The sequence below is a fragment of the Actinoplanes xinjiangensis genome, assembly GCF_003148685.1.
GTDB lineage: Bacteria > Actinomycetota > Actinomycetes > Mycobacteriales > Micromonosporaceae > Actinoplanes > Actinoplanes xinjiangensis.
In genome coordinates this window covers 502,122-524,512 of the sequence record NZ_QGGR01000002.1, presented here as the reverse complement: position 1 = coordinate 524,512, position 22,391 = coordinate 502,122, and the positions used below count along the sequence as shown (strand labels likewise).

Below are 22,391 nucleotides of genomic sequence, written 5' to 3'. Positions count from 1 at the left end.
TGGGCCTTTCTCCTCGGCCGGGCTGCCTACCCGCAGCACGGACTCAGCGCGCGGGCACGGTGCCGTACACCGCGGGTGAGCGGCGCAAACACGGTCCAGGAATTCGGTCCGTTTAACGCGCAATTCACATTGCGACGTTAACAAGATCTAGCTAATCAACTGATGATTTTTCGGTAAATCGTCAGGTACTCCTCGACCATCCGATCCGCCGAGAAGCGTTCCCGGGCACGCGCCGAGCACGCGGCCCGGTCGATCTCCGCGATACCTTGCACTGCGGCAACGGCCTCGTCCACCGAGTCGACCAGGCGCCCGGTGACACCCTCGTCGACGACCTCCGGCATGGACCCCTTCCGGTACGCGATGACGGGCGTCCCGCAGGCCATCGACTCCACCACGGAGAGCCCGAACGGCTCGGCGAACCGGATCGGGTGCAACAGCGCCGCTCCCGATCCGAGAATGGTGCCGCGCTCGTCCGGGCCGACCGAGCCGAGATAGACGACCCGCTCGCCGTCGATCAGGGGTTCGACACGTTCGGCGAAATAGTCCCGGTCCTGCACGATTCCGCACATCACCAGCCCTCGTCCGGCCCGCCGCGCGATCTCGATGGCGATGTCGGTGCCCTTGTCCGGGTGGATCCGGCCGAACAGGATCAGGTCGTCGCCGCCGTCGGCGTGGAACGGCAGGCCGGAGAGGTCCACCCCGTGGTGCACGGTGGCCAGGTAGTCCAGGTCGGGGGAGCGGTCGCTGTCCGAGATCGACACGAAGTGCGACCGGGCCCGCTGGTACGCCGGCAGGATGTTGCGCCCGGAGAAGCCGTGCACGGTGGTCAGCATCGTGGTCCGGCAGTGCGCCGAGAAGGCCAGCGGCAGCCAGTCCAGGTGATTGTGGATCAGGTCGAACTCGCCGGACCGCTCCAGCGCGTGGCTGACGTGGATGGCCTCCCACACCCGGCCGTCGATCTCGTCGCTCTCCTCGTACCCGGTGGGGACCACCCCGTCGAGGGCGGCGCCGGTGACCGAGTCGAGGGTCGCGAAGAGCGTCACGTCGACCCCGCGCGCGACCAGTCCATCGGCCAGCAGGCTGGTGATCAGCTCCCACGGGCCGTAGTGCCGCGGCGGCGTGCGCCACGCGATGGGCCCCAGCAATGCGATCTTCATGACAAACATGATCTTTCGGCCATTACCACGTGGTCAGTATGCATCGCCGGTGAGCGGAGCGTTCTCGTGTTAGAGAAGACGAATGACGGATTCGTGGTGGAAGAAGTCGGTCGTCTACCAGATCTACCCGCGCAGCTTCGCGGACTCCGACGGCGACGGCATGGGCGACCTGCGCGGCATCATCGACCACCTCGACCACCTGGCCGAGCTGGGCGCCGACGTGCTCTGGCTGTCCCCGGTCTACCCGTCCCCGCAGGACGACAACGGCTACGACATCAGCGACTACCAGGACATCGAGCCGCTCTTCGGTGACCTGGCGACCTTCGACGAGCTGCTGGCCGGTGCCCACGAGCGGGGCATGAAGATCATCATGGACCTGGTGGTGAACCACAGCTCCGACGAGCATCCGTGGTTCCTGGAGAGCCGGTCGTCCACCGACAACCCGAAACGGGACTGGTACTGGTGGCGGCCCGCCCGTCCCGGCATGCAACCGGGCACGCCCGGCGCCGAGCCCACCAACTGGGGCTCTGTCTTCGGCGGTTCGGCCTGGCAGTTCGACGAGAAGACCGGTGAGTACTACCTGCACCTGTTCTCGGCCAAGCAGCCCGACCTCAACTGGGAGAACCCGGAGGTCCGGCAGGCGGTCTACGCGATGATGCGCTGGTGGCTGGACCGGGGTGTGGACGGCTTCCGGATGGACGTCATCAACATGATCTCCAAGGACGTGTCCCTGCCGGACGGGCGACTGAACGCCGGATCCGCGTACGCCGACGGCTCGGCCGCCTTCATCGGCGGGCCCCGCCTGCACGAGTTCCTCCAGGAGATGCACCGGGAGGTCTTCGAGGGCCGCGACGGGCTGCTGACCGTGGGCGAGATGCCCGGTGTCACGGTCGACGAGGCGATCCTGCACACCGACCCGGACCGGCGCGAGGTCGACATGGTGTTCCAGTTCGACCACGTCTGGGTGGACCGCGGGCCGGACCCGTGGCGGCTCGTCCCGCTGCAGCTCACCCAGCTCAAGGCGATCCTCGGGCGGTGGCAGGCGGGGCTCGCCGAGGCCGGGTGGAACAGCCTCTACTGGAACAACCACGACCAGCCGCGGGTCGTCTCCCGGTACGGCGACGACAGCCCCGCCCACCGGGCCGCCTCGGCGAAGATGCTCGGCACCGTCCTGCACCTGCACCGCGGCACGCCGTACGTGTACCAGGGCGAGGAACTCGGCATGACGAACTACCCGTTCGGCGGGATCGACGAGTTCCGTGACATCGAGGCGCTGGGTCAATACCGGCAGGCGGTGGAGCTCGAGGGGCGTACCCCGGAGGAGGTCCTGACGGTCCTGCGGGCCCGCGGCCGGGACAACGCCCGGACGCCGATGCAGTGGGACGACTCGCCGAACGGCGGCTTCTCCACCGGCACACCCTGGCTGCCGGTCAACCCGAACCACCGGGAGATCAACGCTCACGCGCAGCGTGCCGACCCGGACTCGGTCTTCCACTACTACCGCCGGCTCATCGAGCTGCGGAAGACCGAACCCGCGGTGGCCGGCGGGGACTTCACCATGCTGCTGCCCGACGACGAGCGCCTGTACGCCTTCACCCGCCGTCTCGGCGGCACCGAGCTACTGGTGATCGGCAACTTCTCCGGGGTGGAGGCGCACGCCGCGATCGACGGCTGGGACGGTGCCGAGCTGCTGCTGACCAACCTGGACGAGCCGCGCACCCACCTGACCCTGGCGCCCTGGCAGGCGGTGGTCTATCGCCGCGCGGTCTGACGCATCATCGCGCCGAGCGCGGCCAGGGTGATCCGCCGCCCGGCCAGCCGGCCGGCGCCCACCATGACCCGGTTGCGGGCGCCGGTGATCAGGCTGGCCGGCGGGTTGCGCCGGTCCAGGGCCTTGATGGCCAGGTCGACGACGGTCTCGGGACGCATCCGCGCGGTCCCGCCGTCGGCGCCCTGGCCGGCCACGTCGAAGAACTCGGTCGCGGTGGCCCCCGGCGACAGGGCCATCACCGTGAGCCCGGTGCCGCGTGACTCGGCCCAGAGTGCCTCGGTGAAGCTGAGGACGAACGCCTTCGTCGCCGCGTAGACCGCGAGGGTCGGGCTCGGCTGGTAACCGACGATGCTCGCCACGTTGACCAGCACCCCGCGGCCGTGCGCCCGGAGCGGCTCGATGAACGCCCGGGTGATCTCGGTGAGCGACGTGACGTTGAGCGTGATCTCGTCGGTGACGCGCTGCGGATCGGCCTCGTGGAACAGCCCGTGCGTGCCGAATCCGGCGTTGTTGATCAGGCTGGTCACCGTGATGCCGCGCTCGGCCACCGCGGCGGCGAGTTTCGCCCCCGCGCCCGGCTGGGCCAGGTCCATGCCGATCACCGTGACGGGGACCCCGGACAGCTCGGCGGCCAGGTGCTCCAGCCGGTCGGTGCGCCGGGCGACGAGCACCAGGCCGGAACCGCGGGCGGCCAGGCGCCGGGCGAAGAGGGCTCCGAGCCCGGAGCTCGCGCCGGTGATCAGGGTGGTCTGGTGCTGAAAGTCGATGGCCATGGCTGTCACGCTATGCCGATCTGGCACTGAGTGTCAATCAGGCACGGCGTGTTAGTGTGGCGGCATGTCGTCGCTCTGGTCCCGGACCCGCAACGCCGTCTACGGCGAGATCACCCGGACCGCGATGGAGCTGTTCCTCACCCGCGGCTTCGACGCCACCACGATCGACGACATCGCCGCCGCCGCCGGCATCTCGCGCCGCTCGTTCTTCCGCTACTTCGGCACCAAGGAGGACGTCGTCCTCGGTGACCTCATCGCCAGCGGCGACCTCATCCGGCAGGCGCTGGAGGCCCGGCCCGCCGGCGAGGACGCGTGGACCGCCCTGTGCGGTGCGCTGCACAGCGTCAAGGACAGCGCCTACGACGACGAGACCATGCTGAAGATCTTCCGGATGGTCCACGAGACACCCTCGCTGCGTGCCCGCAGCATCGAGAAACACCTCCAATGGCAGGCACTGCTCACCCCCGAGGTCCGGCGGCGGCTCGGTGCCGACCCGGCAGACCCCTGGGATGTACGGGCGGACGCCCTCGTCGCCACCGTCATCACCTGCCTGGACGTGGCCGGTGAGGCCTGGACCCGGGCCGGCGGTCAGGTCCCCCTGGAAGACCTGTTCGACGCCGCGGTCGACGCCGTCCGTCCCGCTTCCTGTGAGCCGGCGGCGGAGATATCGACGGGTGATCCGGGGTAAGTGTGCGGGCATGACGAGTCATGTGATGCGTGGGCACGGGATGTCGCCCTGGTGGGGGCTGGCCGGGTTCGGAGCGGCGGTGGCCGGGGCCGCGCTGCTCGGTGGGCTCGGCGTGGCCGGGACCGCCGGTGAGTACCAGAGTCTGCGGCAACCCGACTGGGCGCCGCCGTCCGCGGTGTTCGGGCCGGTCTGGACGGTGCTCTACGTCATGATCGCGATCAGCGGCTGGCTGGTGTGGCGGCGCACCGGGTGGTCACCGGCGCTCAACTGGTATGCGGCTCAGCTGGTGCTGAACGCGATCTGGACGCCGATCTTCTTCGGGTTCGGGCAATACGGGCTCGCCCTGGCCGACATCGTGATTCTCTGGATCCTGATCGGTGTCACGGTGTGGAAGTTCCGGCCGGTCTCCCGGGTCGCCGCGGGCCTGCTGCTGCCCTATTGGGCCTGGGTCACGTTCGCCACCGCGCTGAATGCCTCGATCTGGCTGATGAACCGATAAATCTGAGTTTTTTTCACAGAACTCCCCACCTGTCCCGGCAGTAACCGGCATGGTGGCTTGTGGTCGCCGGCGCATCCGAAATGACCCCTTTATGCCGGTGGCCGGGGAGTTCACATGCGCCGCACCCGGACCACCGCTCGTCTTGCCGCCGCCACTCCGGCGATCGCCGTCGTGATCGCCGGAGCGGGCGTCGCCATGCAGGCACCCGCCGCACCCGCCGCGCCGGTGCGGGGCCGGCCGGTCCTCCAGACCTTCGCCCTGACCGAGTCCGGCATGCGGCTCGTCTCCGCCCGGTCGGCGATCGCCCCACGCACCGCCGAACTGGCCCGGCGGGACACCGCGCCGTTCAGCCTGGTCGGTGTGACCTGGGCCGACCCGCGATCCGCTCCGCGGGGAGCCATCGAGGTGCGGGCCCGGCGGCTCGGCACCGGCACCTGGTCGTCCTGGCGGCTCCTGGAGACCGACAACCCGGACGCCTCCGCCGGTGGCCCGGGAGTACGCGGCAGCAGCGATCCGCTCTGGGTGGGCCCGTCCGACGGGGTCCAGGCCCGGGTCATCGCCGCCGGGAACGCCGAACTCCCGGCCGGGCTGCGCGTCGACCTGATCAACCCGGACGCCCCGGAGACGAACGACCCGGACGCGCCGGAGATGGTGCCTGCGGCGGCGACGAAACGCGCCGACCGGGACGGGCGCGGGACGGGCCGGAAGGCCGAGCCGGCCGCCGAGGCACCGGTGGTGCTGCCGGTCCGGCCGGTTCCGCGGCTCGTCACCCGGGCCGGATGGGGCGCCGACGAAGCCATCGTGGAGGACCCGCCGGAGTACACCGGGGCGGTGCACATCGTGTTCGTGCATCACACCGCGTCCGGTAACGGCTACGACTGCACGGAGTCGGCGAGCATCGTCCGGGGGATCGAGCGGTTCCACGTGAAGAGCAAGGGCTGGAACGACATCGGCTACAACTTCCTGGTCGACAAGTGCGGGCGGATCTTCGAAGGACGCGGGGGCGGTGTGCACCGGTCGGTGCTGGGGGCGCACACGCTCGGATTCAACGCGAACGCCAGCGCGGTCGCGGTGATCGGCGACTACCGGTCCACCGCCATTCCGGCGGCGGCCCGGACGTCGGTGGCGCAGCTGGCCGCGTACAAGCTGGGGGCCTGGAGCAATCCGCCGCTCGGCAAGGTGGGCCTGGTCTCCGGCGGCAGCGACCGCTTCCCGGCCGGGCGGACGGCACTGCTGAACCGGATCGCCGCGCACCGCGACACCGGCCGCACCGAGTGCCCCGGCAACGCCCTGTACGCACAGCTCCCGGCGATCCGGGCGGCGGCGGGCGCGGCACCGGCCGGGTTGCGCTACCGCGGGGTGAACGGCGCCACGGCGTACGGCGGGAAGTACTACACCAGGGGTGCGGCCGGACCGGCATGGGACCTGTCCACCCCGAGCCGGATGATGGACCGCTTCGAGGTGTGGGTCGACGGGCGGCTGTCGGCGGCGGCGCCGAGCGGGCACCGGCAGGCCGCGGTGCGCCTCGAACCCGGCGTGCACAAGGTGACCGTCCGGGCCGTGCACCTGTCCGGGAAGATCGCCACGGCCGCCACCGAGGTGGTCGTCGACCCGACGGCGCCGGAGTTCAGCGAGACGCCGCTGGTGACACTGCGGGAGGGCACGGTCGGTGCGACGGTGCCGGTACGGGTCGGCTGGGCGGCCACCGACACGTCCGGTCTGAAGTCGGTGCGGGTGCGTGGCGCGGACACCGCGAACCTGTCCGGCGGCACCCGGCAGTACACCGCCACGGCCCGGCTCGGTGACCCGGCGACCTGGGCGGTCACGGCCACCGACCGGGCCGGTAACTCGGCGAGCGGGTCGGTCACCCGTACCCCCGTGTTGCTGACCGAGTCCGAGGCGACCCGGACCGGGACCTGGCGGACGGTGCGCGACCAGGGATATCTCGGCGGCGAAGCCCTGGCCGGATCGACCGTCGGCGCGTCGCTGGCCTGGACGTTCACCGGTAGTTCGGCCGCTGTCGTGGCGAGCCGGACAGCCGCGTCCGGACGGGTGCGGATCTACGTCGACGAGGAGTTCCAGGGGATCGTGGACCTGCGGTCGGGCCGGACCGGCAACGGGCAGGCGGTGTGGACGCGGTCGTGGCGCGGCAGCGGCACGCACACCGTCCGGGTGCAGGCCGAGGGCAGCACGGGGCGGCCCTCGGTGGTCCTGGACGGGCTCGCCTACCTGCGCTGACCGGTGAGCGCCGGATAGTCGCGCAGCGTGATCGCCTCGGCCTTGCCGAACTGTGCCTCGGCGATCTGCCGCGACGGCCAGCGGGTCATCATCCGCATCGCGAGGATGCGGATGCCGATCATGGCGCGGGACCGGGGCGCGGCCATCCGGATCCCGCCCGGCGGCAGCTGGAGGCCGGTCTCGACGTAGTCGGCCATGGCGCCCTGGTAGGCCGCGAACGCCTGCTCGGGATCGGCGGCCCCGGCCAGCTCCCCGGCGAGCACATAGGCGCCGACCAGGCTCATGCTGGTGCCCAGACCCGCGAGCGGTGACCCGCAGGGCCACCCGGCCCCGCCACCAGCGGTCCACCCGCACCTGGTTGAGCGAGTCGAAGTAGAAGTCGGGCGCGGCCGGCATCGCGGCCAGCAGCTCCGGGACCCGCCAGCCGGCGCCGGCCAGCTTCGCGGCGATCAGCCGTTCGGCCTCGGCCCGGGGCAGCCGGTCGAAGCTGGGTTCCGGGTGCAGGAACGACAGCGACGCCTTCGCCGTGCCGCCGTTCTCCGGCCGCAGGTAGGCGCCCCGCCCGCCGGTCGCGGTGTACATCAGCAGCCAGTGGTCCAGGTCGCCCGGATCGGGGACGGTGAAATACGACGTGTAGCCCCCGAGGTAGCGCACGAACCGGTCGTCCGGGCCGAACACCAGTCGCCGGGTGCCGGAGTGCACCCCGTCGGCGCCGACGATGACGTCGAACCGCTCGGTGCCACCGCTCGCGAACGTCACCGAGCCGTCGTCGATCGCGGTGATCCGGTCGCCGAAGCGGTAGTCGGCGCCGGGTGTCGCCTCCAGCAGGATCCGGGCCAGGTCGCCGCGGGCGATCTCGATCTCGGCGACGATGCCCTCACCGCCGAACGCGGTGGCCGGCACCTCGGCGAGCCGCTGCCCGGACGCGCTCACCAGGGCGAACCCCCGTTCGTCGACCTGGTGTGCGCGGATCCGTTCGCGCAGCCCCATCCGGTCGACGACGGCCCGGGCCACGCCGCGCACGTCCACCGCGTGCCCACCCGGCCGCGGCGCCGCGGCCCGCTCCACCACCGTCACGTCGGCGCCGGCCCGGTGCAGCCAGAACGCCAGCGCCGGCCCGGCGATCCCGGCACCGGAAATCAGAACCCGCATGTCCCCGCCCCTCTGCGTACTCTGTACATCGATGTACTAGACGCTAGAAGCCGCGGAACGAAGAAGCGAACCGCACTAGTACGGGAAGGCAGGTGTACTACCGTGGACGCGCCCTACCGCCGGATCGTCGCCGACATCCGCCGCCGCATCGAGGCCGGCGAACTGGGCCCCGGCGACCGGGTGCCCTCGGCCCGCGCCATCACCACCGAGTGGGGGGTCGCCATCGCCACCGCCACCAAGGCCCACGCGGCACTGCGCGAGGCGGGCCTGACCGTCGCGCGGCCGGGTGTCGGCACGGTGGTGGCGGGCCCGGCGCCACCGCGGGAGACCGACCTCAGCCGGGACCGGATCGTCGCCGAGGCGATCGCCGTCGCCGACCGGGACGGCATCGCCGAGCTGTCCATGCGCCGTATCGCCGCCGGGCTGAACGTGGCGACCATGTCCCTCTACCGGCACGTGCCGAGCCGGGACGACCTGATCCTCGCCATGATCGACGGGGCGCTCGGGGAGCTGCGGGTGCCGCCGCGCTACCGCGGCGACTGGCGGGCCGACCTGGACGGGTGCGCCCGCGCCGTGTGGGAGATCTTCCAGCGTCACCCGTGGCTCGGCCCGTCGATGTCGATGACCCGCCCCCAGCCGGCGCCGAACGCGCTGCGCCTCGGTGAGTGGATCATGGGCGCGCTGAACCCGACCGGGCTCGGCGTCACCGACCGCATGCTCGTGCAGGTGCTGCTCTTCAGCTTCGTGCGCGGGGTGGCGACCGGGCTGGAGCCGGAGGCGCAGGCGGTGCGCGACACCGGGATGACCGACGAGGAATGGATGGACGGCCAGGCCGCCGCGTTCACCGCGTTCACCGCCCGGCACCCCGCACCGCACTACACGCAGCTGTTCCAGAACGACCTCGACTTCGAGTTCGACCTGCACATCCTGTTCGAGTTCGGGCTGGCCCGCCTCCTCGACGGGCTGGCCGTCTGGATCAACCGCTGATCGTCAGGACCACCTTGCCGCGGCCGTGCCGCGACTCGACGGCCGCGTGCGCCTCCACGATCGCCTCGAACGGGAAGACCCGGACCGGCATGACCACCCGTCCGGCGGCGGCCAGTGCGACCACCTCGGCCAGCCGGGCCGGTGAGCGGCCCGCGCGGACCACCGCCGCCCCGTGCTCGGCGGCGGCGCGGTCGTCGACGATCGTGCCGACCCGCTCCGGCGTGACCCCCAGCGCGATCGACTGCGCGATCGCCTCACCGCCGGCGGCATCCAGAGCGACGGTCGGCTTGAGGCCGGTGGCAGTCACCGCTGCGATCAACTCCTCGCCGTACGGGACCGCGACCGCCCCCAGCCGCCGGAGGTGATCGTGGTTGCCCGCGCTCGCCGTACCGATCACGGTCGCCCCCGCCAGCCGCGCCAACTGGATCGCGACGGTACCGACACTGCCCGCACCCGCGTGCACCAGCAGCACGTCCTCGGCGGTCACCGCCAGCTCCAGGAGAGCACCGCTCGCCGTCTGGGCGGCCGCGACCAGCCCCGCCGCGGTCGGGAAGTCGAGGCTGTCCGGTTTGGCGACCACGTTCGCCGCCGGGACCGTCAGCAGTTCGGCGGTGGCGTTCAGCATGGTCGAACCCAGCACCGGATCCCCCACCGCCAGGCCCTCGGCACCCGCACCGACGGCCGCGACGACTCCGGCGTACTCCTGCCCGCTCTGCTGCGGAAACGTCGCCCGCACCCAGGGCATCGCGCCGCGCCGCACGGCCACGTCGAACGGCTGGACGCCCGCGGCCAGCACCCGGATCAGCACCTCACCCGGGCCCGGCACCGGATCGGGCAGCTCGGTGATCCGGAGCACCCCGGGCGGGCCGTACTCATCGAAGACAGCAGCTCTCATGGCCGCAGTCTGCAAGCTGAATGAAGGTTGAGGTCAAGCGATCTGCACGCGCCCTGCACCCGGGACGGCGCAGTCTCAGCGCATGACATCACCGGCTCTCGCCTCGACCCTCACCGAACGACTCTTCGGTGCCCTTCTCGGCACCGCCGAACTCCTGACCGTCCAGCTCGGCCGCGAGCTGGGCCTCTACACCGCGCTGCGGGCGGGCCCGCACGACCCGGCCGGGCTGGCAGCGGCCGCCGGCATCGACGAGCGGTACGCCCGCGAATGGCTGGAACAGCAGGCCGCCGCCGGTTTCCTGACCGCCGACGCCGGGACGTTCGCGCTGGCGCCCGGCGTCACCGAGGTGCTGCTCGACGAGGACGGCCCGGACTACGCGGGCGCGGCCGCCGAGTTCGCCCTCGGCGCCGCCCTGCTCACCCCGGCCGTGATCGGCGCGTTCCGGACCGGGGCGGGCGTGCCGTACGCCGAGTACCGGCACATCCGGCACGGCATCGCCGGTTTCAACCGGCCCATGTTCACCCACCTGCTCACCGGCGAGTGGCTGCCCGCCGTGCCGGAGATCGACCGGCGACTCCGCGACCTGCCGGGCGCGGCCGTCCTCGACCTCGGCTGCGGCATGGGCCACTCGTCGGTGGCGATGGCCCGCGCCTACCCGGCGATCACCGTCCGCGGCGTCGACCTCGACGAGGACTCGATCACCGAGGCGCGCCGGGTGGCGGCCGCGGCGGGCGTCGCCGACCGGGTCACCTTCACCACCGGCGACGCGGCGGCGACCGGCGGCACCTACGACCTGATCACGATCTTCGAGGCCCTGCACGACATGGGCGACCCGGTCGGGGTGCTGCGCAACGCCCGCGGCCTGCTCACCGACGGCGGCAGCGTCTTCGTCGCCGACGAACGGGTGGCCGACGAGTTCACCGCCCCGGCCGGCGAGGTGGAACGGCTCCAGTACGCCTTCAGCGTCCTGCACTGCCTGCCCGCCACCCGCGCCGAGAACCCGGTCGTCGCCAACGGCACCGTGCTGCGGGCGCCGACCCTGATCGGCTGGGCGCGCGACGCCGGATACACCGCACCGGAGGTCCTCACCGTGGAGAACGACTTCTGGCGCTTCTACCGTCTCCGCTGACCCCTCCGGGCCCGCCACCCACCGCCCTCGGCCCGTCTCCCCCGGTTCTTCCCGCCCTCCACGGCGGAGGCACCGCCGGCCAGCGGGCCGGCCGCCACCTCGCCGGCGATCCGGCCGGCGGTGTCCTCAGACCTCCGGTGGACGGCCGGTCTGTCCGGTCCCCGATTCTCGGTTGCGGCCGCCCCGGGGAGCGGCCCTACGGTCGGACCGTGCTGGTGCGGATGCTGGGCCCCTTCGGGGTGGACGGCGAGGACGGGCCGGTCGTCCCGGCCGGCCCGTCCCAGCGCGTCATCCTGGCCCTCCTCGCCCTGCACGCCGGCCGTCCCGTGGCGGTGGCCACCCTGGTCGACGCCCTCTGGCCGGACCGTCCGCCGGCGTCGGCCCGCAACACCCTCCAGTCGCACGTGGCCCGCCTGCGCTCCCGTCTCGCCACGCCCGGCCTGATCACTCTCGAACCCGCCGGCTACCGCCTCGACCTTCCCCGCGCCCACGTCGACGTCCTCCGCTTCGAGGATCTCGCCCGCCCGGCCGGGGTCCGCCTCGCCGAGGCGGTGGCGCTGTGGCGCGGCGATCCGCTCCCGGAGTTCCCCGGCGAGCCGTTCCGCGGGATCGCCGCTCGGCTGGTCACCCTCCACCGGACGGTCCTGGTCCGGCACGCGGCCTCGATGGACGCCGCCGAAGCGGCGGCGTCGCTGCAGGCGGCCACCGACGCCGACCCCTGCTGGGAGGAGGGCGCGGTCACCCTCGCCGGCGCGCTCGCGACCGCAGGCCGCCGCGGCGACGCCCTGGAGGTGTTACGACGGCATTCCGACGCGGTCATCGACCGCCTGGGCCTGGACCCCTCCGATCGGGTACGCCGAACCCAGCTCGCCATCCTCCGCGGCACGCTCCCGGCCACTCCCGGCACACCTCCGGCGAACGGCGGCACCACTCCGGCATCCCACCCGGCCGCCCCCGTGCCCTCCGCGCGCCTTGAGGCACCGGTGGCACCCAGCCGGGTGCCGGCGGCTGGTTCCCACCTGTCTTTCGGGGACGCCGAGACAGCGGTGGCGCCCAGCCGGGTGTCGGCGGCTGGTTCCCACCTGTCTTTCGGGGACGCCGAGACAGCGGTGGCGCCCAGCCGGGTGTCGGCGGCTGGTTCCCACCTGTCTTTCGGGGATGCCGAGGCAGCGGTGGCGTCCAGCCGGGTGGTGGCGGCTGGTTCCCACCTGTCTTTCGGAGGCGTTGAGACAGCGGTGGCGTCCAGCCGAGGGATGACGCGTTCACCGGCCGTACCGGTGCGGTTCTCGTCGTTTCTCGGCCGGGCCGAGGAGCAGCAGTGGCTTGCCTCGCTGCTCGCCGACAGCGAGTCAGTGCTGGTCAGCGTCGTCGGGCCCGGTGGAGTCGGGAAGACCCGGCTGGTGGCGGAGACCGTGCGGGCGGCCACCGGGGTCGTCTGGGTCGACGCCGCCGGAGTGCGCGAGGAGGACCTCGCCGAGGCGGTCGCCGTCGGTGTGGGAGCGCGGGTCGCCCCGAACGACGACCCGTTCACGGTGATCGCCGCGGCGGCCGCCCGGCACCGGATCGTGGTGCTGGACAACTGTGAGCACGTGCTCGGCACGGCGGCCGGGCTGGCCACGGCACTGCGTGGTGTCCGGCTGGTGGTGACCAGCCAGGAGAGCCTCCGGGTGGACGGCGAACGGGTGCTGCGCCTCGGGCCGCTCAGCGACGGCGCGGCCCGGCGGCTGTTCTGTGAACGGGCCGGTGCGGCGCCGTCGGAGCTGGTCGGGGAGATCGTGGAACGGCTCGACCTGCTGCCGCTGGCCATCGAACTGGCCGCGACACAGGCGGCCGCCCTGGGGGTGACAGAGCTGCACGCCCGCCTCGACGACCGCCTGGACCTGCTGAACCGCGGCACGCGCGGCGGCGACCCCCGGCATCGGACGTTGCGCGCCGTCGTGGCGTGGTCGTTCGGCCTGCTCGACGAGCCGTCGGCCCGCCTACTGCGCAGACTGGCCGTCTTCGCCGGACCATTCACCGTCGCCGCGGCCGAATCAGTGGCGGCGGCGGAATCGGTCCCGGCAGCGGAACCGGTCGCCGCGGGTGGGGAGCTTGCCGGAGAGGGCGGGGAGCTGAGGCGGCCCCGAATCGCGGCGCTGCTGGCCGGACTCGTGGACCGGTCGCTCGTGGCGCGGGACGGGCCGGGGCGGTTCCGGCTGTTGGAGACCGTCCGGGCGTACGCCTCGGAGGAACCGGGACCCGATCGGGCGGTGACCGAGGCGCGGCACGCCGAGGCGATGGCCGCCGCGGCCGTTGATCTGGACCGGCGGATGCACGGGCCGGACCAGGCGGCGGCGGTCCGTGGGTTCGACGCCCTGTTGCCCGATCTGCGGCTGGCGTTCGCGCGCGGCGCCCCCGGCGTCCGGGTCCGGCTGGCCGCCGCCATGTACCGCTACGGCTACCGCTGCCAGCAGTACGAGGTGCTGGCCTGGGGGCGTGCCGCCCTGGACGGCCCGGCTCATCCGGACGCGCTCGCCGCCGCGGCCACCCACGCCTGGGGGCGCGGTGACCTGCGGGAGGCACGTGATCTGGCCGGCCGTGCCGACCCGCCGGGGGCCGCGGCGCACGAGGTGCTCGGTGACGTGGCCCTGGTGGCGTGTGAGGCGGAGACGGCGCTCGCCCACTACCGGGCGATGGGGGGCGATCCGGTGCACCGGGTGTCCGGGCTGGTCGGGGAGGCGCTGGTGCTGGCCTGGTCGGGGCGGGTGGCGGAGGCGACGGCGGTGGCCGGTGAGGCGGTGGCGCTGGCCGACGTGACCGGCAATCCGAGTGCCCGGGCGGAGGCGCGGTACGCGCTGGGGGAGGCGCTCGGCGACACCGATCCGGTGCGGGCGCTGGCGCTGCTGGCCGAGGCGGTGGAGTTGGCGGTGCCGGTGGACGACCGGCTGTTCCGGGCGGCGGCGGGGTCGGCGGCGGTGGCGGTGCGCAGCCGGCACGGTGATCCGGGGCCGGCGCTGGCCGAGTTCCGGGAGGTGCTGCGCCTGTGGCGGCGGGCCGGCAACGACACTCTGCACGCGGCCGCTCTGCGGAATCTGCTCGTGCTCCTGGCGCGGGCCGGCGTGGACGAGACGGCGGCGCTGCTGGACGGGGCGCTCGCGCGGGCGGCGGTGTATCCGGCGGAGGCGGTCCGGCTCCAGCGCGCCCGGGAGGCGGTGGCGCAGCGGCTGGAACCGGAACGGGTGGCGGCGCTGCGCAGGCGCGGTGAGCTGCTGGGACCCGCCCGGGTGACGGCGGAGGCGGCGCGGGCCATCGACGCGGTCCTCGCCCGGGGGTGTGGTTGACGGACCGCTCGCCGCGCGGGTCGATACGGTAAGCGGGTGTCTCAGATCCCGTGGTGGGGCCTGCCCCTGGTGGCGGTCGTGTTCGCGCTGGCCGGTGCCGTGACGGCGCAGTTCGTCCTCACCCGCAACAACGACCTGCTGAACCGGGCTCGCCGGGACCGGCGCTGGTATGACGAGCGTAAGGAGGCCTACGTCCGGTTGCTGGCCGCGTTCGAGCACGCGACACACCGGCTGCGGACGAGTTCCGAGGCGGGGGAGAAGCCTCCGTCGGCGCTCGTCTACGTCGACCAGGTCACTCCGGCGCTGATGCCGGTGCGCCTGCTCGCCTCCGGGCCGGTGCGCAGCGCGGCTCTGGCCGTACATCTGCAATTGGAGCGTCTGCACGGGGAGATGAATCCGGCCGGAGTGGTCGGGGTGCAGCCGCAGACGCACTTCCGGGAGCTGTTGGCGCAGGTCCCGTTGGTGATGCAGCAGTTCGAGGCGGCGATCCGGGACGAGCTGGGGATCGTGGACACGCCGCCGCGGCCCGCGCTGAACGGGCGGGCCAAACTGCGCCGCGCGTCCGAGCCGAGTGAGCCGAAGTGAGAGCGCCCTCTTTCTGCAAACGTTTGCATCGGGCACTATCGAGGCCGTGACCGATCAACTCTCACTCGATCCCGTGTCCGCCGCCATCGCCGAGAGCGGGCTAGTCGCGGTGCTGCGCGCGCCCACCGCCGACGCGTTGTCCGCGGTGGCCGACGTCCTGGTCGCCGCCGGTGTCACCGCCCTGGAGGTGACCCTGACCACGCACGGCGCGCTGGAGGCGATCTCCGCGCTGCGCCGGCAGCTGCCCGACACGGTGGTGGTCGGCGCCGGCACCGTGCTGACCGGGGAGGACGCGAAGGCGGCCATCGATGCCGGCGCGGCCTTCCTGGTGTCGCCGGTCGGCGGCCTCGGCCCGCAGCCGGTGCCGTCCTACCCGGGCGCGTTCAGCCCCACCGAGGTCTATGCGGCGCACCGGGCCGGTGCCCCGTTGATCAAACTATTCCCGGCCGGCGGGCTGGGCCCCGGATATCTCAAGGACCTGCGCGGCCCGCTGCCGGACGTGAAGATCATGCCGACCGGCGGCATCGGGCTGGACGACATCGGCGTGTGGCTCCGTGCCGGCGCGGTCGCGGTCGGCGTCGGCGGGCCGCTGATCGGCGACGCCGCCACCGGTGGCAGCCTCACCGCCCTGGCCGCCCGGGCCCGGCGTGCGGTCGACGCCGTGGCGTCCGCGCGCTCATGACGGGTCTGCTCACCCTCGGCGAGTCGATGGGGATCTTCGTCGCCGACGGCATCGGGCCGCTCGACCGGGCCCGCGGTTTCACCCTGGGGGTCGCGGGGGCGGAGAGCAACGTGGCCGTCGGCGTCGCCCGGCTCGGCGGCGACGCGACGTGGCTCGGACGGCTCGGCCGGGATGCGACCGGCGCGCTGATCGCGGCCCGGTTGCGGGCCTCGGGTGTACGCGTCCTGGCCGTCTCCGACGACGCGCACACCGGCCTGATGATCCGCTACCAGCGGTCGAGCGAGTTCATCCAGGCCGACTATCACCGGGCCGGCAGTGCGGGTTCCCGCCTGGCCCCGGCGGACGTGCCCCGCGCCGAGATCGCCGCGGCCGGGATCGTGCACGTCACCGGCATCACGCCGGCGTTGAGCGACACCTGCCGGGCGGCGGTGTTCCATGCCGTCGAGGAGGCTCGCGCGGCCGGGGTGCCGGTGTCGGTGGACGTCAACTACCGGAGCAAGCTGTGGTCGCCGGCCGACGCCGCCCCGGTGCTGCGTGACCTGGTGCGCCGCGCCGACGTGGTGTTCGCGTCGCCGGAGGAGGCGGCCCTGTTCGTGGACGCCGATGATCCGGTGGACGGGCTGGCGAAGCTGGGCCCGGCCGAGGTGATCGTGAAGGACGGGGCGCGCGGTTGCGTGGCGCTGATCGAGGGGGAACGGCGTGAGGTTCCGGCGCTGACGGTGACGGCGGTCGACACGGTCGGGGCCGGCGACGCCTTCGTGGCCGGCTATCTGGCCGAGCGGCTGGCGGGGGCGGGCGCGGACCGGCGGCTGCGGACGGCGATCGCCGCGGGCGCGTTCGCGGTCACCGTTCCGGGTGACTGCGAAGGTCTGCCGAACCGCGCTGAGCTGGTCGCTCTCGGTGGCGGCGACATCGTCCGCTGACCGGGTGGGTTAGCGGCCCGGCAGACCGGGTACCGGTTCCACAACGGCAAATTCATCGATCTGAGGAGGCCGTTATGCAACCGACGCCGTTCACTCCGTGGACGTGGCGCGAGCCGTCGCCGCTGGGCAACGACCCGGTGACCGCGGAAGCCGCCGAAGAGTACGGAACGACCGGCGTGGACCTGGTCGGCTACAAGGTCGAGGCCACCGATGGACACATCGGCTCGATCGACAAGGCCAGCTACGACGTGGGCAGCTCGTTCCTGGTGGTCGACACCGGGCCGTGGATCTTCGGGCGGAAGGTTCTCCTCCCGGCCGGCACGGTCCAGACGTTCGACCACGACGAGCGCAAGGTGTATGTGGATCGTACGAAGGAGCAGATCAAGAGCTCTCCGGAGTACGACAAGGACACCTTCGAGACGCCGGAGTACCGGGAGCAGGTCGGCGACTACTACACCGGTAGTTACCGCGACTACCCTCACTGATCCTCGCCACAAGCCGCCGCCCCGCCCGTATCCCCCACGGGCGGGGCGGCGTGTCGTTGGTCCAGATAATCCGACAGCCGCGCCGATCCGGTCAGCATGGCCCGCCCGCGGGCGGTGAGCCGGTCCCGCCATTGAGCGATCGAGGCGGCCAGCGGGCCGGGCCCACCGGCCGCGCGGACCTGCTCGATCACCACCGAGATGTGGCCGAGGAGATACCCGCCGCGGCGTAGCAGGTGGGCCAGTTCGGCGTCGCGGACGTCGTCGGGGGAGTAGGCCCGTGCGGTGCCGGACCGGGCCGGGGCCAGGATCCCGGCGCGCTCCCATTTGCGCAGCGTGGCGGCGGTGACGCCGAGCCGGTGGGCGAGGACGCCGACGGACACCGGCCGGTCCGGGAGCTGCCCGGCCGCCGGGGTCGTGACGAGCGCGGCGGCGACCGCGGTCACGGTGTCGCGGTCCCGGCGCAACTGCACGTGGGCGGCGTCGATCACGGCGAGCGCGGCGTCGAGATCGTCGCGGAGCACGGCCCGCATGATCTCGCCGGCTGCCGGATAGCCGTACCCCGGAAGAAGCCCGAGGTAGGCGGCGAGCGCACCGGCATGGTCGTCGGTGTAGACGCGGTAGCCGCTCGGCGTGCGCCGGGCCGGCGGGATCACCCCGGCCTGCTCGTAGTTGCGCACGGCCTGCGCGGACAGCCCGTGTGCCCGCGCCAGATCCACCGGCCGGTGAACCCCGTTTTGAGACTTCAGCAGAATCTCCCCAGCAGAAATGATCAAAAGTTTCAACCGCTGGTTCAACGATACGGTTGAGGTCATGGCTTTCGACACCGAGCTGCGATCCCTGATCTGCGCACACCGCCCGCTGCTGCTGGCGCTGGGCGAGCCCTACCACGGCGAGCCGGCGTTCCCCGCCCTCCGCAACCGGATCCTCGAGACCCTCACGGGCGAGGGCTTCCGCTCGATCGCGATCGAGTCGGACCGGGCCGCCGCGCTCGCCGTCGACGACTACGTGCAGGGCCACCGCGACGACCTGGACCTGTCCACCGGCATCAGTCACGGGTGGGGCGCGCACCCGGCCACCCGCGACCTGATCGACTGGCTGCGCGCCCACAACGCCGGCCGGCCGGCCTCCGAGCGCGTCACCTTCCACGGGTTCGACGCGCCCACCGAGATCGAGGCCGCCCCCAGCCCCGGCTCCTATCTGCGCGAACTTCGCGACTACCTGGGCGTCGCGGCGCCCGAGATCGACGATCTCGTCGGCGAGGACACCCGATGGACGGCGCCGGAGATCATGTATGACGCGGCGCGATCACCCGGCCGGTCACCGGAGGCCACCGCGCTGCGAGGCCTCGCGGAGGATTTCCGGACCCGGCTGTACGGCCACGCGCCCCGCCTCGTCAAGGAGACCTCCCCGCGCGCCTGGCAGCACGCGACGGTGCTGGCGTCGACGGCGATCGGCCTGCTCACGTACCACGCGGCGATGGCCGGTCCGGGCACCCCGTCGGAGCGGGTCGCCCGCCTGCTCCAGACCCGGGACGCCCTGATGGCCCGCAACCTGCTCGACATCCTGGCCGTCGAACGCGACCGTGGCCCGCTCCTGGTCGCCGCCCACAACACCCACCTGCAGCGCGGCCCGAGCCGGTGGGAGACGCACTGGGAGGGTGTCGACTACGCCGCCGAGTGGTCCGGGGCCGGTTCGATCGTCGCCACGCTGCTCGGCGACCGCTACGTGTTCGTGGCCGGCAGCCTGGGCGCCAGCGGCCCGGTCGGCCTGGGGGTCCCGGAGCCGGGCGTCTACGAACAACGGCTCGGCCCGGAGACCGGCCTCTTCCCGCCCCCGGCCGGTGACGGCCTGCGGGAACGGGTGACCGGCCTGCTCGGCCACTTCCCGCTGACCGCCTCGCTCGTCGAGGACTGTGACGCGATCCTGCACATCGGCCACGGCCCGGGTGCCGCCGACGCCGCCCGGATCAGTGGCCTGCCCGGGGTGACCGAGACCCGGATCGAGCCCGGGCCGGAGATGCCGCCGTACACCTGGGGGGACCGGTTCTTCTTCGCCGGGGAGGACCGGATGCGCCCGTTCGCCACCATCGTCGGCCACGACGTCCCGGATTTCGACGAGCGCTCCCGACTCTCCGGGGAGGGCCGCTACCGGCTCAACATCGAGGTGGGCCGGGACGAGTTCCGGAACCTGTTCGGCTACGGCCCGGAGGAGTTCGCCGCACGTCAGCACTCCATCGACTTCGCCGAACCGGACCGGTTGATCCCGCACCCGGCCTACGCGGTGCAGGGCTGGGTGAGCGTGGTGAACCCGGGACCGGGGACCGCGGACGAGGTCACCCGGCTGGTGGAGCGGGCCAGAACCCGCTCGGCGGCCCGGGAGAAACGCCGGGAGCGCTGACCGGATCGTTCCGGGGCGGGGCGTGATGGTGCCTTCTGCGCGCGGGTCCGGCGGCGTTGGATGGGAGCATGACCAACGCACTCGTCGTGATCGACGTCCAGGAGTCCTTCCGTGCCCGTCCGCTCTGGGCGACGACCGACAACCCCGACGTGGCGAAGAAGGTGGGGCAGCTCGTCGACGCCGCCCGCGCCGCCGGTGACCGGGTGATCTGGGTGCTGCACGCCGAACCGGGCACCGGCAACACCTTCGACCCGGCCGGCGGGCACGTGCGGGTGATGGACGAGCTGTCCCCGGCCGCGGACGAGCCGCTGCTGACCAAGACCGTGCACAACGCGTTCACCACGACGAACCTCCAGCATCTGCTGACCGTGGCCGGGGTCCGCTCGATCACGGTGTGCGGGCTGCGTACCGAGCAGTGCGTGGAGACCACCGCCCGGGTCGCCTCCGACCTCGGCTACCAGGTGACGTTCGCGATCGACGCGACCGCCACCCACCCGATCGCGCACCCGGGCGCCCCCGCCGATCAGACCGTCGAGGAGCTGCTGGCCGACCCCCGTACGCTGTCGGCGGCGGACATCGCGGCTCGCACCGTCTACGCCCTGTCCGGCCGCTTCGCCACCGTCAAGACCGTCGCCGAGATCATCGGCAGCTGACCGGGGGAGTCGACCGGATCGTGAGCCGGGTGCTGTTCGTCCTGACGCCGCAGGTGCACCTGCTCGACCTGGCCGGCCCGGCGCAGGTGTTCTCCACCGCGCCGGGCTACCGGCTGCACTACGTGGCCGAGGCGTCGCCGGTGCCGACCTGGCAGGGTGTGCCGCTCTGCGCCGAGCGGGACTGGCCGGCCCTGGACCCCGGCGATCTGCTGCTGGTCCCGGGCTGGCGCAGCGGCTACGGGTTCTTCGCCGCGGCGACGCTGGAACGGATCGCCGCCCACCACGCGGCCGGCGGGACCGTCGCGAGTGTCTGCGCCGGGGCCGACGCGCTGGGCCGGGCCGGCCTGCTCGACGGCCGCCGCTGCACCACCCACCACGATCTCCAGGACGCGCTCGCCCGCCGGTTCCCGAAGGCGACGGTGACCCGCGACGTGCTCTACGTCTGCGACGACCGGGTGGTCACCTCGGCCGGCATCGCCAGCGGGATCGACCTGGCCCTGCATCTGGTCGCCCAGCGGCACGGCCCGGCGACCGCCGCCCGGGTGGCCCGCGAGATGGTCGTCTACGGCCGGCGCAATGGCGAGGAACAGCAGGACAGCGCCATGCTGCGCCACCGCGCCCACCTCAGTGACGTGGTGCACCGGGTCCAGGACCGGATCGACGCCGGCTTCGCCGCCCCGCTCCCGCTGGCCGACCTGGCCGCCGGTGCCGGGGTCAGCGAGCGCACCCTGACCCGCCTGTTCACCGCCGCGACCGGCCGCACCCCGCTGCGCTATCAGCAGCTGCTCCGGGTGGAACGCGCCGAGTACCTGATCGGCCACGGCTCGACCGCCGAGTCCGCGGCCCGTGCCGTCGGCTTCACCGACGCCCGCATGCTCCGCCGTCTCCGGTCCCGCTGAGAACAGACCCGGCTGGCTCTCACCGCTGTCAAAACGCTCGTGAGACAGCGGTGGGAGCCAGCCGGAAGAAGGGCGGGAACGGCCGGGCCCGTCTGGCACCGGGCCCGGCCGTTTCACCGATGGCTCGCGCTCACACCGGGGGATAGCGATGGGGGGTCGCTCGGTGGAGCGGCGAGCCGATTATTTGTAGGTCACATTGGCGGCGGTGAACTTGCAATTGGTGCCGTCGCCGCCGGTACTTCCCTTGTAGGCGGCGACCTTGGTGGGTTCGGCGCCGGTGTTGTTGCCCTTGTAGGTGACGCAGATCGAGATCTTCTTGCCGCTGTCGCCGACGATCGTGACGCCGGAGAAGGTGGCGGTGTCGCCGAAGTTCGAGTTGATGCCGACCAGACTGGAGCCGGGTGCGGTGACCTCGATGTTCTTCAGTACGACGGCCCGCTTGTACTGGGTGGAGCAGTTGCCGCACGAGCGGTAGAGCTTGCCGAAGTCGGCGACCGCGAAGCCGCTGACCGTCAGGGTGCCACCGCCGTTGTGCTGGAGCACCTTGTCGTCGGCGCCCTTCGCGCCGCCGCCGCTGACCGTGTACTTGGCGCTGGAGCCGCCCTTGAAGGTGGCCGCGTCCTCGCCGACGTTCTCCCACCACACGTTGGAGATGGTGCAGGAGCCGAGGCAGTGCACGCCGTCCGCGGCCGGGGAGCCGATGATGACGTTCTTCAGGGTCGCGCCGTCGGCCAGGGTGAACATCGGGTCCTGGCCCTCGTCCTGGTCGCCGGTGCCGAGCGCGCCGCTGCCGACGTAACGCTTCAGGCCGCCGTCGAGGGTGCCGGAGACCGCCTTGGTCGCGGTGAGCTTCACCGTGCCGGTCGCGGTCGGCCAGGTCGCGGCGGAAGCGCCCTGCGTATGGACGACCGCACCGAGGCCCAGACCGAGTGCGGCGATCGCCACCACACCGGTACGCCACCGCTTCCGCAGATTCTTGAACACGATCGGCCTTTCGTGGGGATGACGTTCAGGGGGGAACGCAATAAATGCTGGCCCCCATTAGCAACCCCTGTCAACTCGCTTAATCAATAAATTAACCAGCGAGTTGGAAATGAATAAAGAAATGCATTCCACTGATTAAGTGTGTGCTCGGAGCGGAAAGGTTGCCTGTAATTT

Annotated in this window: 20 protein-coding genes and 1 pseudogene; 14 read left to right on the top strand and 7 right to left on the bottom strand. The window is 72.5% G+C overall.

Going from position 1 to position 22,391, the window contains the following annotated elements; all coding sequences use genetic code 11:
- Positions 1-155: 155 nt before the first annotated feature.
- Positions 156-1,157: a glycosyltransferase family 4 protein gene (locus BC793_RS05830; RefSeq protein WP_109589925.1), complete on the bottom strand. Its 1,002-nt coding sequence runs from the start codon at positions 1,155-1,157 to the stop codon at positions 156-158.
- Positions 1,158-1,239: 82 nt separating this feature from the next.
- Between BC793_RS05830 and BC793_RS05825 the strand changes: the two genes are divergently transcribed.
- The gene (locus BC793_RS05825) at positions 1,240-2,928 is read left to right on the top strand and encodes an alpha-glucosidase (protein WP_109589923.1); all 1,689 of its coding nucleotides are present in this window, start codon (positions 1,240-1,242) and stop codon (positions 2,926-2,928) included.
- Here BC793_RS05825 and BC793_RS05820 read toward each other — a convergent pair.
- Positions 2,910-3,701, bottom strand: coding sequence for an SDR family NAD(P)-dependent oxidoreductase (locus BC793_RS05820; protein ID WP_109589920.1), 792 nt, complete (start codon positions 3,699-3,701; stop codon positions 2,910-2,912). The two genes, BC793_RS05825 and BC793_RS05820, sit on opposite strands and share 19 nt — an antisense overlap.
- A 64-nt stretch (positions 3,702-3,765) precedes the next feature.
- Between BC793_RS05820 and BC793_RS05815 the strand changes: the two genes are divergently transcribed.
- The 3 genes from BC793_RS05815 to BC793_RS05805 all read left to right on the top strand — a co-directional run bounded on the left by BC793_RS05815 (position 3,766) and on the right by BC793_RS05805 (position 7,126).
- Entirely contained in the window at positions 3,766-4,389 is a 624-nt protein-coding gene (locus BC793_RS05815; protein ID WP_109589918.1) for a TetR family transcriptional regulator, read from the top strand.
- Positions 4,390-4,399: 10 nt separating this feature from the next.
- Positions 4,400-4,888 (top strand): TspO/MBR family protein, encoded by a 489-nt coding sequence (locus BC793_RS05810; protein ID WP_109589916.1) that lies wholly within the window; start codon positions 4,400-4,402, stop codon positions 4,886-4,888.
- A gap of 114 nt (positions 4,889-5,002) precedes the next feature.
- Positions 5,003-7,126 carry a peptidoglycan recognition protein family protein gene (locus tag BC793_RS05805; protein WP_109589914.1) on the top strand — a complete coding sequence of 708 codons (2,124 nt, stop codon included), beginning with the start codon at positions 5,003-5,005 and terminating at the stop codon, positions 7,124-7,126.
- On the opposite strand, the gene BC793_RS51095 is transcribed toward BC793_RS05805, so the two are convergent.
- Positions 7,114-7,410: a hypothetical protein gene (locus BC793_RS51095; RefSeq protein WP_239169657.1), complete on the bottom strand. Its 297-nt coding sequence runs from the start codon at positions 7,408-7,410 to the stop codon at positions 7,114-7,116. The two genes, BC793_RS05805 and BC793_RS51095, sit on opposite strands and share 13 nt — an antisense overlap.
- A gap of 454 nt (positions 7,411-7,864) precedes the next feature.
- Positions 7,865-8,278 (bottom strand): annotated as a pseudogene (locus BC793_RS51090) (FAD-dependent monooxygenase); the annotation flags it as partial.
- A 102-nt stretch (positions 8,279-8,380) separates the two neighbouring features.
- On the opposite strand from BC793_RS51090, the gene BC793_RS05795 reads away from it, so the two are divergent.
- A complete protein-coding gene (locus BC793_RS05795) occupies positions 8,381-9,265 on the top strand; it encodes a TetR/AcrR family transcriptional regulator C-terminal domain-containing protein (protein WP_109589912.1) in 885 nt (294 codons plus the stop codon).
- Here BC793_RS05795 and BC793_RS05790 read toward each other — a convergent pair.
- On the bottom strand, positions 9,255-10,160 hold the full coding sequence (locus tag BC793_RS05790) for an NADP-dependent oxidoreductase (RefSeq protein WP_109589910.1): 906 nt from the start codon (positions 10,158-10,160) through the stop codon (positions 9,255-9,257). The two genes, BC793_RS05795 and BC793_RS05790, sit on opposite strands and share 11 nt — an antisense overlap.
- Positions 10,161-10,242: 82 nt before the next feature.
- Between BC793_RS05790 and BC793_RS05785 the strand changes: the two genes are divergently transcribed.
- The 6 genes from BC793_RS05785 (at position 10,243) to BC793_RS05760 (ending at position 17,284) form a co-directional block, all read left to right on the top strand.
- Positions 10,243-11,289, top strand: a complete 1,047-nt coding sequence (locus BC793_RS05785) for a class I SAM-dependent methyltransferase (protein WP_109589908.1) — start codon at positions 10,243-10,245, stop codon at positions 11,287-11,289.
- Between the two features lie 209 nt (positions 11,290-11,498).
- Positions 11,499-14,609 carry an AfsR/SARP family transcriptional regulator gene (locus BC793_RS05780; RefSeq protein ID WP_109589906.1) on the top strand — a complete coding sequence of 1,037 codons (3,111 nt, stop codon included), beginning with the start codon at positions 11,499-11,501 and terminating at the stop codon, positions 14,607-14,609.
- Positions 14,610-14,645: 36 nt separating this feature from the next.
- Complete coding sequence (locus BC793_RS05775; protein WP_109589904.1) at positions 14,646-15,194, top strand: hypothetical protein; 549 nt, start codon at positions 14,646-14,648, stop codon at positions 15,192-15,194.
- Positions 15,195-15,240: 46 nt separating this feature from the next.
- On the top strand, positions 15,241-15,876 hold the full coding sequence (locus BC793_RS05770; protein WP_109589902.1) for a bifunctional 4-hydroxy-2-oxoglutarate aldolase/2-dehydro-3-deoxy-phosphogluconate aldolase: 636 nt from the start codon (positions 15,241-15,243) through the stop codon (positions 15,874-15,876).
- Positions 15,873-16,799, top strand: a complete 927-nt coding sequence (locus BC793_RS05765; protein ID WP_109589900.1) for a sugar kinase — start codon at positions 15,873-15,875, stop codon at positions 16,797-16,799. Before BC793_RS05770 ends, BC793_RS05765 begins: the two co-directional genes overlap by 4 nt.
- A gap of 74 nt (positions 16,800-16,873) precedes the next feature.
- Complete coding sequence (locus BC793_RS05760; protein ID WP_109589898.1) at positions 16,874-17,284, top strand: PRC-barrel domain-containing protein; 411 nt, start codon at positions 16,874-16,876, stop codon at positions 17,282-17,284.
- Here BC793_RS05760 and BC793_RS05755 read toward each other — a convergent pair.
- Complete coding sequence (locus BC793_RS05755) at positions 17,278-18,036, bottom strand: MerR family transcriptional regulator (protein WP_239169674.1); 759 nt, start codon at positions 18,034-18,036, stop codon at positions 17,278-17,280. The two genes, BC793_RS05760 and BC793_RS05755, sit on opposite strands and share 7 nt — an antisense overlap.
- A 58-nt stretch (positions 18,037-18,094) precedes the next feature.
- Here BC793_RS05755 and BC793_RS05750 point away from each other — a divergent pair, with 58 nt between their 5' ends.
- The 3 genes from BC793_RS05750 to BC793_RS05740 all read left to right on the top strand — a co-directional run bounded on the left by BC793_RS05750 (position 18,095) and on the right by BC793_RS05740 (position 21,233).
- Positions 18,095-19,681: a DUF6194 family protein gene (locus BC793_RS05750; RefSeq protein WP_109589894.1), complete on the top strand. Its 1,587-nt coding sequence runs from the start codon at positions 18,095-18,097 to the stop codon at positions 19,679-19,681.
- 68 nt (positions 19,682-19,749) lie between these two features.
- Positions 19,750-20,334: an isochorismatase family protein gene (locus tag BC793_RS05745; RefSeq protein WP_109589892.1), complete on the top strand. Its 585-nt coding sequence runs from the start codon at positions 19,750-19,752 to the stop codon at positions 20,332-20,334.
- 20 nt (positions 20,335-20,354) lie between these two features.
- Positions 20,355-21,233 carry a GlxA family transcriptional regulator gene (locus BC793_RS05740; RefSeq protein WP_109589890.1) on the top strand — a complete coding sequence of 293 codons (879 nt, stop codon included), beginning with the start codon at positions 20,355-20,357 and terminating at the stop codon, positions 21,231-21,233.
- 180 nt (positions 21,234-21,413) lie between these two features.
- Here BC793_RS05740 and BC793_RS05735 read toward each other — a convergent pair whose 3' ends face one another.
- Entirely contained in the window at positions 21,414-22,217 is an 804-nt protein-coding gene (locus tag BC793_RS05735; protein WP_239169656.1) for a pectate lyase, read from the bottom strand.
- Positions 22,218-22,391 lie beyond the last annotated feature (174 nt).

Bases quoted from the DNA above. Each gene is read 5' to 3' on its own strand.
- BC793_RS05825 (WP_109589923.1), top strand. From the start codon at position 1,240: ATGACGGATTCGTGGTGGAAGAAGTCGGTCGTCTACCAGATCTACCCG.
- BC793_RS05815 (WP_109589918.1), top strand. From the start codon at position 3,766: ATGTCGTCGCTCTGGTCCCGGACCCGCAACGCCGTCTACGGCGAGATC.
- BC793_RS05820 (WP_109589920.1), bottom strand. From the start codon at position 3,701: ATGGCCATCGACTTTCAGCACCAGACCACCCTGATCACCGGCGCGAGC.
- BC793_RS51095 (WP_239169657.1), bottom strand. From the start codon at position 7,410: ATGAGCCTGGTCGGCGCCTATGTGCTCGCCGGGGAGCTGGCCGGGGCC.
- BC793_RS05765 (WP_109589900.1), top strand. From the start codon at position 15,873: ATGACGGGTCTGCTCACCCTCGGCGAGTCGATGGGGATCTTCGTCGCC.
- BC793_RS05805 (WP_109589914.1), top strand. From the start codon at position 5,003: ATGCGCCGCACCCGGACCACCGCTCGTCTTGCCGCCGCCACTCCGGCG.
- BC793_RS05750 (WP_109589894.1), top strand. From the start codon at position 18,095: ATGGCTTTCGACACCGAGCTGCGATCCCTGATCTGCGCACACCGCCCG.
- BC793_RS05830 (WP_109589925.1), bottom strand. From the start codon at position 1,157: ATGAAGATCGCATTGCTGGGGCCCATCGCGTGGCGCACGCCGCCGCGG.
- BC793_RS05745 (WP_109589892.1), top strand. From the start codon at position 19,750: ATGACCAACGCACTCGTCGTGATCGACGTCCAGGAGTCCTTCCGTGCC.
- BC793_RS05810 (WP_109589916.1), top strand. From the start codon at position 4,400: ATGACGAGTCATGTGATGCGTGGGCACGGGATGTCGCCCTGGTGGGGG.
- BC793_RS05760 (WP_109589898.1), top strand. From the start codon at position 16,874: ATGCAACCGACGCCGTTCACTCCGTGGACGTGGCGCGAGCCGTCGCCG.
- BC793_RS05790 (WP_109589910.1), bottom strand. From the start codon at position 10,160: ATGAGAGCTGCTGTCTTCGATGAGTACGGCCCGCCCGGGGTGCTCCGG.
- BC793_RS05785 (WP_109589908.1), top strand. From the start codon at position 10,243: ATGACATCACCGGCTCTCGCCTCGACCCTCACCGAACGACTCTTCGGT.